The organism is Pseudoalteromonas sp. N1230-9, from assembly GCF_032716425.1.
Classification (GTDB): Bacteria; Pseudomonadota; Gammaproteobacteria; order Enterobacterales; family Alteromonadaceae; genus Pseudoalteromonas.
Genome location: NZ_CP090419.1, coordinates 1059109 through 1074427 on the forward strand (window position 1 = coordinate 1059109; position 15319 = coordinate 1074427).

Here is a 15319-nt window from a genome sequence, read left to right on the forward strand (position 1 = left end):
AACAGCAAGTTTTTAGGCTTTTGTTAACTATCCTATGGATAAAAGCTGATCGCAAATAAAATCGCCCGTTGGCAAGTAAGTTCATGCTATTTAAGTGAGTTTGATAATTGGTATAGAACTTTTATTTGATGAATTTAATATACCGATTTCAACGCATAATGAGTTTGGTTTTTTTAGTATGCGTATTATTCAATAGTTTGCGGTATCTTGCCGGTGTAATATGCATTATCGCTTTGAACTCTTTAATAAAATGCGGCTGATCAGTAAAGCCACACTGTTGAGCAATATCTGCAAAGCTCATCGTCGGGTTATCTTTTATTGTTTGTTTGGCCATTTTTACGCGGTAAATTCGTTCGAAATATTTAGGTGTAACGCCGCACTGGCTTTTTATTTGCCGTTCGAGCTGCCTCTTACTTAACGGAGCTAGTTGATAGGCGGTTTGCAGTGGTGTTAACTCAATCAGTTTACTAATTAATTGTTTTGCATATGTGTGACCAATGCTATGTCGGTAGTTAAAATGCGTGCTAATGAGCGCCTCAAAAGCCTGCAGATTGGCACTTTTTTGAAGACCTTTGGCAATAGCCATTAATGATTGCTCACAAATAAGTGGGTGATTGTGCTGTTTGAACTCAGCTAAAACAGTTGGATTAAAGCGAATACCACAAAATTGTGCATTTTCTGAAAATGTGATCTTTGCTGCGTGAGTAGACGTTTCTTGAAATGCATAAGGTGGAGAAAGCGCTTTATCATCAAGTAAAAGCGCCCCTGCAAGAGGAAAAATAACCCCAGTCGCACCATCGCAAGCAAGCCATTGCTCACCGTGTGAATGCGCCGTCGCATACCAGATAGCTTGAATATAATTAGCTATATCACCCTCAGGTGTTTTTAGTTCTAAAGTTAAATGGTTACTCATTAAACTCAACGTCAGGTTTAAACATTTTCACAATGCGATTCCAGCTGTTGATTGCGTTAATAGCAATCGTCAGTGCAACTAACCCCTGTTCAGAAAATGTATCACTAAGAGATTGATAGAAAGTATCATCAATAGGTTGGGCAAGTGTCAACTTTTCACATAATTTTAAAGCCAGACATTCTTGTTTTGTATAAATTGGCATGTCTTGCCATGCACTTAAACCAATAATACGGTTGGTCGTTTCACCGTATTCTCTTGCTTGTTTGGTATGCATTGCAATGCAAAAAGCACATTGATTTATTTGTGATGCTCTTAGTTTGATCAGCTCCCATATTGTTAGACCAAAACTTGTTTCAACCGCTTTTTTAATTAATTGCTCTTGCTCAACAAGGTGTTTGATTAATGCAGGTTGAAGGTTGTAATAGTCACCACGTTTCATCGTAAATTAGCCTTTTAAAATTAAATGAGTATTCAGTTTAGGCCGATTGCAAAGTCGAGGATTGCAAAAAAACGACGTTTATATGGGGAAATTCGGTTTACCTAGTTCGCACCAAAATTTCAATCCTGTTATGCTAGGCCGATTAGCAATCACTGAGTATTTAAGATGATTAACGATAACGATGTAATCGAAACTTTAGACGAATTAGAAACGTTTTTACGCCTTGTTGAAAATGGTGGCTTGGGGCTAGAAAATGTTGCGGGTGTTGCGGGTGTTGCGGGTGTTGCGGGTGTTGCGCTTGCTACAAATAACAGTGATGGTCGTCCATTTGTCGCTGTGCTGGATGATAATCATCAGCTTTTATTGGGACGTTATGTGAGTAATGACGTTTATGAAAATGGTAAAGATATGGTGAGATACGGCACTAAAAAACCACATTAAGTACTATTTTGTACCTAAAAAATTTTATTTTAGGCTAGCGATATAATAGTATGTTCTTAATAAACACTGAATCAATATAAAAAAGGGAAGTCTATGAAATTTTTAAGTGTTATTTTATTAGCCGTTTTAATGAGTGGCTGTGCAAGTTCAAGCGACGAGCAAGCAAGCAATGATGGCTTAATTTGTAAAAGGGAAAAACCAACAGGCAGTAACATACCAACACGTGTATGCCGTACTCCTGAGCAAATTGCTGCGATGGAAAAGGAAAGTAAACAAGGTATTCGTGATATCCAGCGAAACAGTACAAATACAGTAAGAATGAATTAGTACAAGTACTAAACGCTTCTGTAGTACAAAAAATGGCCGCACTCATTAAAAGTGCGGCCATTTTGTTTATATCTTTGCGCGTATACCTACAGCAATACTCCGCCCTGGTTGTGGCGCTAGATAGCGTAGATAACTTTGGTGAGGGCGAATTTCTTGGTTTGTAAGATTATTGATATTTATAAAAAATTCATTCTCAAAACCAAACAGTGAACGACTATAACTAAAATTAGCGCCTAAGCTATAGTAACTTGGTGATGCGTGTTCAAACTTTGCAAGTTGTTGTTGCGCTTTGTTGTGTTGGTAATCAACTGACGCCTTAAAACTTTCAAATTGCCAATGCACTGCTGCCCCATAGCTGTCGGCTGGCGTGCGAGGAATACTGTCTCCTTCGAGTCGACGACGAAAGTACTCAGCCATTTGCGCTTCGTCTGGATTAAAAAAGGCCTCAGGAGTGAAGGGGTTATAGCTTCCATCAAATTGATAGACTGGGGTGTTTTTTGTTTCATCTACATAAGCGCTAAAGCTAAAATCGCCTATGTTTTGCGTATTGAGTGTGTAATTAAGCTCAACCTCAAAGCCTTTATTGAGTGTATCCGCTTGACGCCACTCTTTGACATAAACACCTCCTCTGTTGACGCCTGTGCTGCCAAGATAAATATAGTTATCGTAGTTATTTTCGTACCAATTGGCGGTAATACTTAGATTTTTAAATTGCAAACCTGTGCCAAACTCTTCTGCTTTATTGCTCTCTTTTTTGAGATTTGAGTTGCCTTGCTCTTCAATTAAAAGTGCGTAGTGAGGATTGCTTGCATAAAGCTCATTCATGCCAGGTGCACGCTCAGCGTGAGTGAGGCTTGCAGCAATATACCAAAATGAGGTGATGTCCCAATTTAAAGAAACCGAGTGGTTGAATAGGTCATATTTATTATTTTGAACCAGTGCTCCAAGGCCTCGGCCTGGTTGATAGTGACTATTTATAGTGGGTGTGTACTTTACTTCTTCGTAGCGTGCGCCAAGTTGAAGTGAAAGAGGTCCAAACGCTGCGTTTTGCATCATATAGGCAGCTTCGCGTTTGGCTTTAATATCTGGCAAATAGTTATTGTTACCACTGCCTTGCTTTTCACTTTGGTCTATAAACAGGCCAAATGTACCGGTGAATTGTTCACTGAATTGGTAGTTTAAAGTTGGGCTAATTTGCCAGTTTTTCAAAATGAATTTATTTACTCTACGGTGATCAAGGTTTTCGTCATCTGATTGTTTTGAGTAGGCTGCTTTTACATTAAACTGGTTCAAGTATAAATTAGCTGAAAATTGTTTTTGGTAAAGCGCATCAATTCGATATTGCGATGAGTAAATTCGAATATTTCCTGACTGGTTACTCTGTTGTGTGTCATGTGAGTGTTCTCGTTCGCGTATCGGGTGAATAAACCCAGGTATTGCACGGTTGGCGGCATTATAATTTACAGATAAACCGAAAAGCTGCTCATGTTCAAAACGTTGACTCCCCCCAAACGTTAAATTGGTTTGGTAATAACTTGAATTGACCACTTTGTTTGCGGAGTTGGCAAGCTGGTGAGTAATAATTTGCTCATCAATGGGTGTCACATCAACAAATTTGGTGCCGTCATGTTCCCAAGTGGGTCTTGCGAGAGAAACCTGACATTGGCTCGTCAGTTGGCTATTTAAAACTAGTTTCCCCCAGTTGGAGCAATCAGCAGCCTTTGCTGTATTAGGAATTTTATAGTCACTGTGTTCTCGGTAGAGCAGGTTTACGTTATACGCAAAGTCATTTTGCTGACCACCTAGCGTACTAAGTAAAGAGGTTGCAGCATTATAACCCGTTTGAATTTCTACTTTGTCTTCTTTTTCGGCTTCTTGTTGTAAAGGTATGCGACCATCATTAACATCAACAAGACCCGCCATAGCTTCACCGCCAAAAGGAATTGTTGCACGTGCCCCTTTTAGAACAGTAATAGACTCAGCAAAAAAGGGTTCTATGGGAATGAGTTGATCATCGCTGATCGCTGACATATCACGAATTGGCATACCATTGCTTGTGATTAACACGCGTTGCCCACCTTGCCCCCTAATTTGCGGTCGACCCGCAGAAGATCCAAAAAAACTGCTACTTACACTTGGAGTTTGCGATAGGGTATCACCTAAGGTCGATGCTTTTTGTTGCGCTAATAGCTCGCCAGATAGAACCGATTTGCCCACAACAATTTGACTCACGGGAGAGTAGTCTTTTACATAGCTATTTACTTCAATGTGTTCAATGTGTTCAATGTGTTCAATGTCTTGTGCATACAGCGGGGTCGATAATCCTATGCAGAGGATAGGGGATTTGAGTCTCATTATTCACTCTTTGATATGTTATAGTATATCGATTTTACTTTGTATCTGAATGAGGTTCAAATGATAGATTCACTATTTAATCTAGCTTTACTTAAAAATGTTTTACTTTAGGACAGGTTAGCGTGCTCCACTAATTAGGGAGCACGGTAGATTTTTAAAGCATTACTGAGGGAGTTGTTGGTGGATGTTATCAACCAGTTCATTTGGAATACATAATTGATTTGCTAACGCTTCTAAATAATGTTTAGAGATACTCTGATTTAAGTCAATGGCACTAGCGCTTGCAACGTACACTTCAATGCCCATTTGAGCGTTGGGTACAGCATTAACAAGTTCTGATAATTGCATGGGTTTTCTTAGTTCATCGAACAACATCGCTTTTTCTTGTGCACTCAGTTCTAGGGTATCGACTTGTGCAAAAATCTTTTGTCTCTCTGTGTCATCGATATGCCCATCTGCATAGGCGGCAGCGATCATTGCTCGCATTAATAAGAGTTGCCCGTCGGTGTGGTTATCATCAATGACTTCATTAAATGAATGCTCTGGCATTACTGCTGGAGTAAAGTCAAAAGTGCGCGAGGAGGTGGGTTTAGCTGTTGTTGGTTTTTGCTCTGAATATTGTTTATATGCTTTCCAAGCTAGGCCACCAATGGCAGCAAGCGCGCCATATTTTATAGCCTTTTTACCTGTTTTCTTGCTTTTTCCTCCCATCATGCTTGTAAGTCCACTACCAGCCACACCACCTAGCAAGCCACTCAGCGCACCAGATTTGTTTAAGTTACCTACCAGTTTTTGCAAGTCTTTCATTGTTGTCTCCTTATCATCTACTGCTCAGAGTAGAGTTTTTAGAAACAAAATTAAATATGTTTAATGTTACAAAGCATGATAGCTCGTATTTTTTTGACTTCTTAAGTTAATAAAAAACAATGTTAAACATTCTTTATTTTATGATAATCATAAAATATAGTTTGACAGTCATAAACTGGTTGTGTAGTTTTTGAACTATGAAAATACGTATTAATTTAGATGTTGAATTAGCAAAGAACAAAATGCAGCTCAAAGAGTTGTCGCAACGTATTGGTATTTCTATGACCAACCTCTCTTTGCTCAAAAACTCAAAAGTGAAGGCTATTCGCTTTAGTACACTTGCGGCCATTTGTGAGGCATTAAATTGCCAACCAGGCGATATTTTAGAGTACCAAAAGGATAGCGACGAAGATGATAAAGAAAGCAGAATTTAGGAGCGCAAATGCTTAATCGTGATTTTTTACTACCAGGAATAGCGGCGGGGGTGTTAGCTGTTATATTTCCTATGTATTGGATTTCAATTTTTGGCAACACACTCGAAGGATTAGGTGAAGCACTGAAGCTTGATCTACAAAGCTTGAGCTTCTCTGATGCTGTATTTGTGCTACTAGGTGCGTTAGAAATATATGTGTATCTAAGCTTACGTAAAGCACTTAAAGATATGTTTGATGTCGAAATTGTACGTATTATGTTATGTATATTAGCTGTATTGGTTTTATCGTTTCATGCAACAGTTTTGTGTGATGTTTTCCTTGCTGTGAGTAGTGAAACTGTTTCGGCTGCTACTGCTGAAACGGTGGCAGGTATCGCCATGATAGTATCCGCTGGCAGTCTTGGGTTGTATGCTTTAGTTGGGTTAATAACCGCAGCTTTATTATTAACAAAACGTCATGGTACGCCCACTTTATTGACGGTTTTTTCAGTACTTTTATTGATTATGTGTATTTTCCAACTTACCGTGATATTTGCATATATGAACCTAGTTTTATTCCCTGTTGCGTTAATTGTTTTAATGATCTTCTTTATAAAAAAACCAGAGTTAGTCGAGGTTGTGTAACAACTAATAAGGTTATGCTACTGGAACATACCAGTAGCATAGGCATTTTTAGCTGAGCGAGAATGTTCCTTGCATTATTGCGTAGTGACCAGGGTATGAGCAGAAGAATGCATAGCTTTCACCTTCTTTTAATAGGCTTGTTTTAAATGTGACACTTGTTTGTTCACCTCCACCGATGATTTTGGTAGCAGCGAGAACACGCTCATCACCCGGTTTAAGGTAGTTTTTATCAAGCCCTGCACTCATACCGTCACTGGCAATATCAGGAATATTAGCTTGTTTCGATAACACCCAATTATGACCCATCGCATTGGCAGGAAGTGTTCCTGTGTGCTTTAACGTTACAGTGACCTCTTCACAGCTTTTTGGGGCTGATAATGACTTAGTTGAAAATTGCATCATATCATTTGACTCAATTGTTAATTCACACTCGTTGGCATTTGCTGATGCAGCCAATACGAATAAAAGTGAGCCTATGGTTAGTTGTGTGATCTTCATGAATTTCTCCTTGGGTTTATAGTTCGCATTAGAAAGGTTAAACAGTACTTCTTGCTTCTTTAGTAAGCTGAACAAGTGCAACACGTACTGCTTGTGGGCTATCACATTCCTCACTAAAAGGAATGTAGTAGTTTCTCTTGTGGCTTCTGATATAACAGCCTTGTGGTAATAAGCCATTCATGACAGGTGCATGGGCATCTACCTTGTAATGGTGTTTTAAGATCAATCCCATAGCGTCTTGATGATCTTCGTTCATATGATCGATCATCTGTTGTTCTTGGGTGTTATCCCACACTTTTTTCGCTGATTGCCATTCGTCTTTTTCTATCCAGAAAATTTTGCCAAATCCACCAATATAGCGAATACGCACAGGCTCAAGTTGCCATAAATTAAAGTCATGGGCACTACGGTATGTATCAGCTTCAGGGTAAAGGGCAATGTATTTATTCAGCAATTCATCAGCGAGTGCTTGAGGTACTTTAGAGCCGTCACCCACAATTGTTACTCGGCCATGTTCGTTTTGATCCCCTGTATCGGCAGCATCAAAAACGGTGAGGCTCATGCGCTTGTCGTGAGTTAGGTTTTTGGTGTGTTGTGCAATATCGCTAATAAAAAAATAAAGTTTGCCTTGCTCATCACACATATAAGGCGTGACAGAACCAAATGGATAACCACGTAAATTATATGAAAGGGTCGACATAACACCGCTATTTTTTTTATATACCAATTGTTTGGCATGATGGACTGCTTGTGTTCTCATAAAAACTCCTGACGTTGAGAATAGATCATAGGGGCGTCATGCAATGGATGAGGCTTAACATGCAATGGCATGGCATAAATATGATTTAAATTTTGTTCTGTAAGGACATCGGGTGTAGCACCGGATGCTAAAATCTGTTTTTGATGCAACATGATAATGTCGCTGGTATACAGGCCGGCTAAGTTTAGGTCATGAATCGCGATGATAGCTGCATTTCCCATGTCTACGAAGTGCTTTACGCAACTCAGCAGAGTATGTTGATGGCGCATATCAAGGGCAGATGTTGGCTCATCAAGAAGCATCAGCTTAGGCTCGCTATTATCACTAAAAGCATCAAGTTGCGCTAAACAACGGGCCATACTGACCCGTTGTAGTTCTCCACCTGATAGCGCAGTTGTACGACGTTCCTTCAAATGACTAAGTTCCATAAAGTCGATATATTGAGCTACTTTTTTGGCACTTTGTTTAGCTGACTCTTTGTATGAATAACGACCCATTGCAACCAGTTCTTGTACTGTAAAAGCAAAACCCAATTGCTGAGACTGCATGACAACAGCGCGTTTATGTGCCAATTCTATTTGACTATAGTGCGCTAAAGGTTGACTGTGTAATGTCACATCTCCTTGATAGGGGATAGTTCCTGCGAGAGTATGTATAAGAGTTGATTTACCGGCGCCGTTTTCGCCTATCAAACCAACACATTGACCTACCTTTACCTCGCCGGTGATATTTTGCAAGATGCGTGTTTTGCCGTAGCTGACATTAAGATTTCTAAAACTAAGCACCTAGGCCTCCGTGTTTACTTTTAAGGATGAGGTAGATAAATAAAGGTGCACCAAGCAGGGCTGTGATAATACCAATGGGCAGCTCCGCTGGCATAACGAGCGTACGTGCAAGCCAATCAGAGAGCAGTAAAACAATAATCCCGAGCAGCATAGATAAGGGCATCATTATTCGTAAATGCGGGCCAACCATGAGTCTTGCAATATGGGGTACGACTAAACCTACAAAGCCAATTAAACCGGTTAGAGCAACACTTGCGCCAACACCAAGGGCAACTAAGATAATGATTTGGAATTTAAGCGTGTGCGTATTGATCCCCAAATACTGTGCTTGTGATTCGCCAAGTAATAAACAATTCATGGGTTCTTTTAAGTACCAAAGACCGATAGCACTTATCAATAATAAAGGCATTGCTTGGCTTAGATTGGCCCAGTTTGCACCACCTAACGAGCCCATAGTCCAATAGTTGATTAGTCTTAAAGCACTATCGTCGGCATAAAAACTCAATAAACCAATGAGTGCAAAGGCTAAAGCATTAATTGCAACGCCAACTAAAATCAATGTTGTTACATTTACTTGGCCTGCTTGCTTAGCAACTAAGTAAACAAATAGGGTGACAACGAATGCGCCAATAAATGCTGCATAGGGTAAGTATTTATTAGCTTGAAAATCAAATTGAGTACCTAACGCAATAAATGCAACAGCAACAACTGCAGCTCCTGAGCTAATGCCGATAATTGACGGATCAGCAAGGGGGTTACGGCACAGAGCTTGTGTTGCTGTGCCTGTTTGCGCTAAGACTAAACCTATCATTACAGCAAGCATGAAACGTGGCAGGCGTATTTGTGTTACCACGTTAATTTGTAATGCATCAAACTGGGTAAAGTACTCAGGTGCAAGCCATGCGATTGCTAATTGCCAATCCCAGCCAGCAGGGCCAAAGCCTATGCTTATTAGAGATAAAACAGCAATACATAACACGCATGCAATAATCCACTTATTAGGAAAAAACCGAGCAGTCATCTGCAAGGTTATCGAAGCGAATGTACTCATAGGTTATTTTTATAATTGCTTACTTGATTAATGGCCTGTGCAATGCGTGGTGTTAAACCTAATGATAATAAGCTGTCCATCACTAACAACTGACAACCTTGCGCTGCTTTTAATAGCGTTAAACTCGGTTGTTTACAAAATGCTTCTTTGCCACCAAGTGAATAGACTACGTGTGCAGGAGCAACAATAAAATCAGGCTGATTAATTGCGAGAATTTCGCTGTTTAATGGTTTAAAGCCGCGATGTGTTTTAGCCAAGTTTTTAATGCCTGCATAATCAAAGAGCATGTTTGGTACTGTATCAGTACCAGCAGCGACTAACCCACGGTCATTCGCAGATAAAAGAAAAAGCGCTTTGAGCTCAGTTTTTACCGCTTTTTTAGGTAAGGTTTGTTGAATTTTTTGGTTTAAAGCTTGGGCTTTTTTGCTAGCGTTTAGGTGATTACCTAATGTAGTAATCAAGTGTTGAAGGTCATCCACGGTGTCTGGTTTTTTGTACACGCGTAAATTAACACCTGTTGATGCAATTTGCTCTAAAACTTCAGGGCGGCCTGCACCTTCTAATGCAAATACAGCAGTAGGTTTAAGTGAAAGGACGCCTTCAGCGGCTAGATCCCTGTAATAACCGACTTGGGGTAGTTCAGCTGCTGCTTCAGGATACACACTAGACTGGTCAACTCCGACTAAGCTTTGTTGTTTTTCTAGTGCATAAATAATCTCAGTTAACGTGCCACCTGCGCTGACAATACGTTGCTCGGCAAACACAGTTTGAGAAAGTAGTAATAACACGACACTTAGGTATTTCATACGCGAACTCCAATTTTGTTTGTTTCATTATATACATTCATTCGCAAATGAAAATAATTATCATAACTAATTGGATTTTGTGTTTTTACTTTTAAAAATGATTAGCAAGATTACGCTTTGCTCTTATGGCTAATTTATTGTGTTGCGCCCAGAAATTTATTTGAAAAACCAGTGTATTTAGCGTGATAGTTACTGGTACTATTTTGTCACGTGGGTAAAAAAGAGTGGGGCATATGTTAAGATTTTTTTCAATCAACCAAGGCGTAATAACACAAATAGAACCTGCCCCCGACACGCCATTGGCCACATCCATTAAAAATGCCCATTGGATTGATACGATTGACCCAACAGACGAAGAGCGTCGCGCCCTTGCTAGTACCTTAAACATTACTTTGCCTGCGGCTGATGATGTTGAAGAAATCGAAGCATCGTCGCGTTGCTTTATTGATCATGAAGGGCTTCATGTACATGCTCTGTTTATGTCGCCAAATGAAGGACGTTTTAATACGGTGACAGTTGCGTGTTTATTACAAGATAATTGTTTATTGACGATTCGTGATGATGAATTAGCTGATTTTCGTTTATTAAGACTTCGTGCTCGTAAAGGGCAAGTGGCATGTGATAACCCTAAACAATTACTGGTGACTTTATTCGATCAAAAGGTCGAAAATCATGCGGATATGCTTGAAGACATGCATCATCAATTAGAAAACCTCAGTGCCTATGTACTTGAAGAAGATGATTCAGACTTAGAACAAGCAGTAAGTCGAATTGCACGGCTTGAGGACAACAACGGTAAAGTACGTTTATGTTTAATGGATACCCGTCGCAATATTTCGTTTTTACTACGTTACCTTGGCGCACCCACAGAAGATCGTGAGTCACTTCGCGAGATTGTACTTGATATCGATACCCTGATGTCTCACTGTACTTTTTTGTTTGATAAAGTTAATTTCTTGATGGATTCAACCCAGGGTTTTATTAATATTGAGCAAAACCAAATCATTAAAACTTTCTCGATTGCGTCGGTGGTTTTTTTACCTCCCACAGTTGTTGCGAGTATTTATGGTATGAATTTTAATAGCATGCCAGAGCTTGAGTGGGCTTGGGGCTACCCGTTTGCTATTGCCATTATGCTACTGTCCGGCTTCGCGCCTTATTTATTTTTTAAACATAAAGGTTGGCTGTAAGGGCATAAAAAAGCCCAGCGCTAGCTGGGCAAGGGGTCTTCGGAAAGAAGTGTTAACCTTTTAATTCGCCTGTAGATGATTCGATATGTGCACGAACAAACCATTGGAACTGTTCAAGCTCTGCAAGTTGACCTGTGATCATATCTTCAGAAACAGGGTCTAATTCAGCAAGTTGCTCAAGCGCCTTGCGGTGATCTTTATTAACGCCGTTATAAACTTTATCAAGAGCAGTTAAGTGATCAGACACCAGCCCTTTGCCTAGCGAATAATCTTTCCACTCGCGGCGATCAACAATTGACTGTGGTGTGCCAACCGGAACACCGCCCATAGTTGCAATGCGCTCGGCAATAGTGTCGGTCATTTCTTGAACGGCACTCACTTGTGGATCAAGCATTTCATGCACGCCGATAAAATTTGGACCTACAACATTCCAGTGGATATGCTTAAGAGTAAGATGTAAATCGATTAAAGCGACCATGCGCTTGTCTAAAATAGCAATTGTATCGGCTGCTGATTCGTTATTAACGCCTGGGGCCGTGAATTCAGCGACTTTTGATGATGTATTACTCATTACTCCTCCGAGATTCTCTAAAATTGTATTTCCATAAAGCTTTTAAGTTACTTAGTCGTTACTTAAAAAGCGAAGTTATTAGAGTAGAAGCAATCGTTATGCCGATATCTTAAATGATTTTAAGTTTTTGTTTTTAAATGGTTTGCTTTTATTTTTGCTTTGATGGCGCCCAACATGATACTGAATGAATATGAAAAGTCTGCACACTCTATGTAAAAAATTCAGTGTGCAGAAGCGAGGAACAGAAATCGCTAAGAAAGCAGGGCCGCTGCTAAACGAACAAAGTCAGAAGAGGTTAAAATGCCAACTAAGTTATTATCATCATCGACAACGGGCATACAGCCGTGACGATTTTCAACAAAAAACTTAGCTACTTCGTGTAGTGGTTGATTAGGTGAAATACTTGTGAAATCAGTGGCCATAATATCTTGCACTTTAGTTTGCTTTTCTTTGCGTTCAAGTGCACTGGCACTGAAGTTAGCCATAATACTCATAACTTGAGCGATCATGATCTTTTGTGTCAGCATGCCAACTAAACCACCATGCTCATTAATGACAGGAATGTGTCGAATGTTTTTTTCTTTCATTAAGTTATGAGCATCATGCAATGAGTTTTCTGCGGTGATCGCCAGCGGATCGGGCGTCATCAGGTCTGAAACAAGGTGTGTCATGGTAAAGTCCTAGTAATTTAATCACGTTGGTATCAGTGTAGTCTGAATATGATTGGGTGCACTTCACCTAGATCAAAGTTTATGATTAATTACTTAAATTTTTTAATGATAAGGAATTAAAGTTAAACTGTGCAAATGATTAAAGTATGGTTTCAATTCGGTTACGGCCATTGTTTTTAGCCGAATAGAGGGCTTTATCTGCTCGGTTAATTAAGTCGTCAAATGTATCAGCTTGTTGCCAATGAGTTAGGCCAAAACTGGCTGTGAGTGAAATGATTTGTCCCTTATATTCAATTTGACTTGATTCGATAGTTTGGCGAAGCTCTTCAAGCTTTTGGTAGGCTTGATCTGGGGATTTTTCAATACTGAGAATGAGAAATTCCTCGCCCCCTAAGCGGCAGCAAAGATCTTCTTGGTGTAGATGATGTTGCAAAAGTTCGGCAAATACTTCTAGTACTAAGTCTCCTGCTTCATGCCCGTAATTATCATTTATACTTTTAAAAAAGTCGATGTCTAAAGCGCTTGCATAAAGAAAAGCCGCATGCTGATTAGTCAATAACTGCCGTTTTTCCAAAATATACTGAAGACCTCGACGATTGTATAAATTGGTTAGAGGATCCTTGAGTGATAGTTCAGCGTAGCGTCGTTTTTCATCGATTAGCAGAGTAGTGATAAGCCCAAGCCCTGTCATGACAAACACTGTGGCATGAGCAATCACTGTTAATGAGTAAAGTGTCAGTAGGTTATGTGAATGAGTGATAATAGTTAACTGAGTAATAGGCACTAAAAGTAAAATACATTGCGCTGCCAAAAGTACTGTATTGCCTATATTGCTCTTGTGTAGTGCCCGGGTAAAAGTAAAGTAAATAAGGGCAGGTAACACAGTTAGCGTAAAGCATGCCTCAACTAAAGCAAGTTGGTTGATATCGTTTGTAAATAATACGAAAACTGAAAAAATAGCACCGTGGCCAATCATTAACCTATTAAAGCGGCACTTTTCATCGTGGTTATAAATCGAGAGCTGAAGTAGTACCATTGATAGGATATAAATAATAACACTGGGCCGAAAATCACTGGGAAGTCCGAAAATATTTTGTATCCACAGCCAAGCAAAGCCAATAACGCCTAGATAGAAAAAGAAGTTAAAGAAGACAATTGACTTACTTTTAAAACGGCTAATCATGAGCCGAGTAGCAATGACCGAACAGGTTATTACAGTGATCAGCAAAAAAACAAAGAAGCCGTGATAAAAATAACTGTCAAGGTTAATAGCCATAACTCACATAGAAAAACGAGCAATAGTTAAAAGCTTAGCATAGAAAGATTTTTACACTAAAATCTACTCTGTTGTGGCGTTCGCCTTTTGTGCTGCGACAAGTTCAAAATAAGCTAAACAATACAGAAACGATTAATAGCCCTGCCATAATATAATTAAATACTTTTAAGCGTATCGGGTTCCCAAGATAGTGCTGAAGTTTTTGTCCGAGCAAAGTCCAAGAGCATACGCATGGTAAGTTAACGACTCCGAAAACGATACTAACAATAAAAACAGAGAGTAGATTTTTATCAGGTGCGTAAAGACCAATAGCACTTAGTGCCATTGCCCACGCTTTTGGATTAACCCATTGGAATAATGCAGCTTGGGTAAAAGTAAAAGGATCACTGTTGTGGTTAGAGGCTTGTTGCCCATTGCTGGTGGCAATCTTAAACGCAAGATAGAACAGGTAAGCAACACAAAATACTTTGAGAATGAGGTAGCTTGATGGAAATAAGTCAAACACTTGCATAACACCTAGTCCAACAAGTATTAGCATTAACATGAATCCAAGTGTTACGCCAAGTAAGTGTGGCATTGTTCTACGAAAACCAAAATTCGCGCCTGAGCTCATTAACATCAAATTATTAGGACCTGGTGTAATTGATGAAACTAAGGCAAATAGCGCTAGTGCAGTAAGGATCTCAAAAGTCATTATCACTTCTCCATATTTTTAGAAATGCAATTATAGCTTGAGGATGATGCAATTTTGTCGCTTAATATTGTTTATATGGATAGCATAGAGCAACAATAAATGAAAAGAGATAGTATAAATGAGAGAATATTGCATGAGCTAAGGCGCAATGGCCGAATTGCTAATGCTGAACTTGCAGAGAAAGTTGGATTATCACCATCAGCCTGCCTGCGCAGAGTGCAGGAACTTGAACGCTCTGGTGTTATTTCTGGTTATCGGGCAGTGATTAATAACCAAGCAGTGGGTCTAGGGTTTATAGCCTATGTGGGGGTTGGTTTGAATGAACACTCAACACGATCACAGCTAGCATTTGAGCAAGCCCTTGAGTTTATAGCTGAGGTTAAAGAGTGCCATAATGTGACAGGCTCGTACGAATACTTGCTAAGAGTCGAAACAGTCGATCTTAAAGCGTATAAATCATTTCACGCTGATATATTGGGCTCAATACCTCAGGTAAGGACAATTACTTCACATGTCGTTATGGACTCCCCAAAGGATGAGCGAGCCTGAAAGGATAAAATGGTTACTCAATAAAGATATTAAGTAGTTTTATACTACTTAATATCTTATTAATAAAAAATGAATCTCAAATTAATATAAATAACAAAAATACAAATAATAACATTACCTCTGTTAAGC

Annotated in this window: 19 protein-coding genes; 6 read left to right on the forward strand and 13 right to left on the reverse strand. The window is 39.5% G+C overall.

The window, feature by feature from the left end:
* Positions 1-148: 148 nt before the first annotated feature.
* A complete protein-coding gene (locus LY624_RS04975) occupies positions 149-913 on the reverse strand; it encodes a helix-turn-helix domain-containing protein (RefSeq protein ID WP_341804012.1) in 765 nt (254 codons plus the stop codon).
* Positions 906-1352 carry a carboxymuconolactone decarboxylase family protein gene (locus LY624_RS04980; protein ID WP_062570412.1) on the reverse strand — a complete coding sequence of 149 codons (447 nt, stop codon included), beginning with the start codon at positions 1350-1352 and terminating at the stop codon, positions 906-908. Before LY624_RS04980 ends, LY624_RS04975 begins: the two co-directional genes overlap by 8 nt.
* 165 nt (positions 1353-1517) lie before the next feature.
* On the opposite strand from LY624_RS04980, the gene LY624_RS04985 reads away from it, so the two are divergent.
* Positions 1518-1793: a hypothetical protein gene (locus LY624_RS04985; protein ID WP_341804013.1), complete on the forward strand. Its 276-nt coding sequence runs from the start codon at positions 1518-1520 to the stop codon at positions 1791-1793.
* A 93-nt stretch (positions 1794-1886) separates the two neighbouring features.
* Positions 1887-2120 (forward strand): hypothetical protein, encoded by a 234-nt coding sequence (locus LY624_RS04990; RefSeq protein WP_130151140.1) that lies wholly within the window; start codon positions 1887-1889, stop codon positions 2118-2120.
* A 66-nt stretch (positions 2121-2186) separates the two neighbouring features.
* Here LY624_RS04990 and LY624_RS04995 read toward each other — a convergent pair whose 3' ends face one another.
* Both LY624_RS04995 and LY624_RS05000 read right to left on the reverse strand, forming a co-directional pair.
* On the reverse strand, positions 2187-4475 hold the full coding sequence (locus LY624_RS04995) for a TonB-dependent receptor (protein ID WP_341804014.1): 2289 nt from the start codon (positions 4473-4475) through the stop codon (positions 2187-2189).
* Positions 4476-4637: 162 nt separating this feature from the next.
* Positions 4638-5282, reverse strand: coding sequence for a tellurite resistance TerB family protein (locus LY624_RS05000; RefSeq protein ID WP_341804015.1), 645 nt, complete (start codon positions 5280-5282; stop codon positions 4638-4640).
* A gap of 197 nt (positions 5283-5479) precedes the next feature.
* Here LY624_RS05000 and LY624_RS05005 point away from each other — a divergent pair, with 197 nt between their 5' ends.
* Together LY624_RS05005 and LY624_RS05010 are read left to right on the forward strand one after the other, a co-directional pair.
* Positions 5480-5716, forward strand: coding sequence for a helix-turn-helix domain-containing protein (locus tag LY624_RS05005; protein WP_237119548.1), 237 nt, complete (start codon positions 5480-5482; stop codon positions 5714-5716).
* 8 nt (positions 5717-5724) lie between these two features.
* Entirely contained in the window at positions 5725-6339 is a 615-nt protein-coding gene (locus tag LY624_RS05010) for a hypothetical protein (RefSeq protein ID WP_130151144.1), read from the forward strand.
* A gap of 48 nt (positions 6340-6387) precedes the next feature.
* On the opposite strand, the gene azu is transcribed toward LY624_RS05010, so the two are convergent.
* Genes azu through LY624_RS05035 form a run of 5 tightly spaced genes read right to left on the reverse strand, consistent with a single transcriptional unit; the run spans position 6388 to position 10239 of the window.
* Positions 6388-6837 carry an azurin gene (azu, locus tag LY624_RS05015; RefSeq protein ID WP_130151145.1) on the reverse strand — a complete coding sequence of 150 codons (450 nt, stop codon included), beginning with the start codon at positions 6835-6837 and terminating at the stop codon, positions 6388-6390.
* Positions 6838-6874: 37 nt separating this feature from the next.
* On the reverse strand, positions 6875-7597 hold the full coding sequence (locus tag LY624_RS05020; RefSeq protein ID WP_341804016.1) for a HugZ family pyridoxamine 5'-phosphate oxidase: 723 nt from the start codon (positions 7595-7597) through the stop codon (positions 6875-6877).
* A complete protein-coding gene (locus LY624_RS05025; RefSeq protein ID WP_341804017.1) occupies positions 7594-8382 on the reverse strand; it encodes a heme ABC transporter ATP-binding protein in 789 nt (262 codons plus the stop codon). Before LY624_RS05025 ends, LY624_RS05020 begins: the two co-directional genes overlap by 4 nt.
* Positions 8375-9433 (reverse strand): FecCD family ABC transporter permease, encoded by a 1059-nt coding sequence (locus LY624_RS05030; protein ID WP_341804018.1) that lies wholly within the window; start codon positions 9431-9433, stop codon positions 8375-8377. Before LY624_RS05030 ends, LY624_RS05025 begins: the two co-directional genes overlap by 8 nt.
* The gene (locus LY624_RS05035) at positions 9430-10239 is read right to left on the reverse strand and encodes a heme/hemin ABC transporter substrate-binding protein (protein WP_341804019.1); all 810 of its coding nucleotides are present in this window, start codon (positions 10237-10239) and stop codon (positions 9430-9432) included. The genes LY624_RS05030 and LY624_RS05035 overlap by 4 nt, the downstream gene beginning before the upstream one ends.
* A gap of 233 nt (positions 10240-10472) precedes the next feature.
* Here LY624_RS05035 and corA point away from each other — a divergent pair, with 233 nt between their 5' ends.
* Entirely contained in the window at positions 10473-11429 is a 957-nt protein-coding gene (corA, locus tag LY624_RS05040) for a magnesium/cobalt transporter CorA (protein WP_130151150.1), read from the forward strand.
* A 52-nt stretch (positions 11430-11481) separates the two neighbouring features.
* On the opposite strand, the gene dps is transcribed toward corA, so the two are convergent.
* The 4 genes from dps to LY624_RS05060 form a co-directional block, all read right to left on the reverse strand.
* On the reverse strand, positions 11482-12000 hold the full coding sequence (dps, locus tag LY624_RS05045; protein WP_062570417.1) for a DNA starvation/stationary phase protection protein Dps: 519 nt from the start codon (positions 11998-12000) through the stop codon (positions 11482-11484).
* Between the two features lie 251 nt (positions 12001-12251).
* Positions 12252-12671, reverse strand: coding sequence for a CBS domain-containing protein (locus LY624_RS05050; RefSeq protein ID WP_130151151.1), 420 nt, complete (start codon positions 12669-12671; stop codon positions 12252-12254).
* A gap of 139 nt (positions 12672-12810) precedes the next feature.
* The gene (locus tag LY624_RS05055) at positions 12811-13947 is read right to left on the reverse strand and encodes a GGDEF domain-containing protein (RefSeq protein WP_341804020.1); all 1137 of its coding nucleotides are present in this window, start codon (positions 13945-13947) and stop codon (positions 12811-12813) included.
* 103 nt (positions 13948-14050) lie between these two features.
* On the reverse strand, positions 14051-14641 hold the full coding sequence (locus tag LY624_RS05060) for a LysE family translocator (RefSeq protein ID WP_237119539.1): 591 nt from the start codon (positions 14639-14641) through the stop codon (positions 14051-14053).
* Between the two features lie 99 nt (positions 14642-14740).
* On the opposite strand from LY624_RS05060, the gene LY624_RS05065 reads away from it, so the two are divergent.
* On the forward strand, positions 14741-15190 hold the full coding sequence (locus tag LY624_RS05065; protein WP_341804021.1) for an Lrp/AsnC family transcriptional regulator: 450 nt from the start codon (positions 14741-14743) through the stop codon (positions 15188-15190).
* Positions 15191-15319 lie beyond the last annotated feature (129 nt).

What these genes read in the sequence shown, in the direction of transcription:
- LY624_RS04975 (WP_341804012.1), bottom strand. Translation starts at nt 913, where the DNA reads ATGAGTAACCATTTAACTTTAGAACTAAAAACACCTGAGGGTGATATA.
- LY624_RS04980 (WP_062570412.1), bottom strand. Translation starts at nt 1,352, where the DNA reads ATGAAACGTGGTGACTATTACAACCTTCAACCTGCATTAATCAAACAC.
- LY624_RS04985 (WP_341804013.1), top strand. Translation starts at nt 1,518, where the DNA reads ATGATTAACGATAACGATGTAATCGAAACTTTAGACGAATTAGAAACG.
- LY624_RS04990 (WP_130151140.1), top strand. Translation starts at nt 1,887, where the DNA reads ATGAAATTTTTAAGTGTTATTTTATTAGCCGTTTTAATGAGTGGCTGT.
- LY624_RS04995 (WP_341804014.1), bottom strand. Translation starts at nt 4,475, where the DNA reads ATGAGACTCAAATCCCCTATCCTCTGCATAGGATTATCGACCCCGCTG.
- LY624_RS05000 (WP_341804015.1), bottom strand. Translation starts at nt 5,282, where the DNA reads ATGAAAGACTTGCAAAAACTGGTAGGTAACTTAAACAAATCTGGTGCG.
- LY624_RS05005 (WP_237119548.1), top strand. Translation starts at nt 5,480, where the DNA reads ATGAAAATACGTATTAATTTAGATGTTGAATTAGCAAAGAACAAAATG.
- LY624_RS05010 (WP_130151144.1), top strand. Translation starts at nt 5,725, where the DNA reads ATGCTTAATCGTGATTTTTTACTACCAGGAATAGCGGCGGGGGTGTTA.
- azu (WP_130151145.1), bottom strand. Translation starts at nt 6,837, where the DNA reads ATGAAGATCACACAACTAACCATAGGCTCACTTTTATTCGTATTGGCT.
- LY624_RS05020 (WP_341804016.1), bottom strand. Translation starts at nt 7,597, where the DNA reads ATGAGAACACAAGCAGTCCATCATGCCAAACAATTGGTATATAAAAAA.
- LY624_RS05030 (WP_341804018.1), bottom strand. Translation starts at nt 9,433, where the DNA reads ATGAGTACATTCGCTTCGATAACCTTGCAGATGACTGCTCGGTTTTTT.
- LY624_RS05035 (WP_341804019.1), bottom strand. Translation starts at nt 10,239, where the DNA reads ATGAAATACCTAAGTGTCGTGTTATTACTACTTTCTCAAACTGTGTTT.
- corA (WP_130151150.1), top strand. Translation starts at nt 10,473, where the DNA reads ATGTTAAGATTTTTTTCAATCAACCAAGGCGTAATAACACAAATAGAA.
- dps (WP_062570417.1), bottom strand. Translation starts at nt 12,000, where the DNA reads ATGAGTAATACATCATCAAAAGTCGCTGAATTCACGGCCCCAGGCGTT.
- LY624_RS05050 (WP_130151151.1), bottom strand. Translation starts at nt 12,671, where the DNA reads ATGACACACCTTGTTTCAGACCTGATGACGCCCGATCCGCTGGCGATC.
- LY624_RS05055 (WP_341804020.1), bottom strand. Translation starts at nt 13,947, where the DNA reads ATGGCTATTAACCTTGACAGTTATTTTTATCACGGCTTCTTTGTTTTT.
- LY624_RS05060 (WP_237119539.1), bottom strand. Translation starts at nt 14,641, where the DNA reads ATGACTTTTGAGATCCTTACTGCACTAGCGCTATTTGCCTTAGTTTCA.
- LY624_RS05065 (WP_341804021.1), top strand. Translation starts at nt 14,741, where the DNA reads ATGAAAAGAGATAGTATAAATGAGAGAATATTGCATGAGCTAAGGCGC.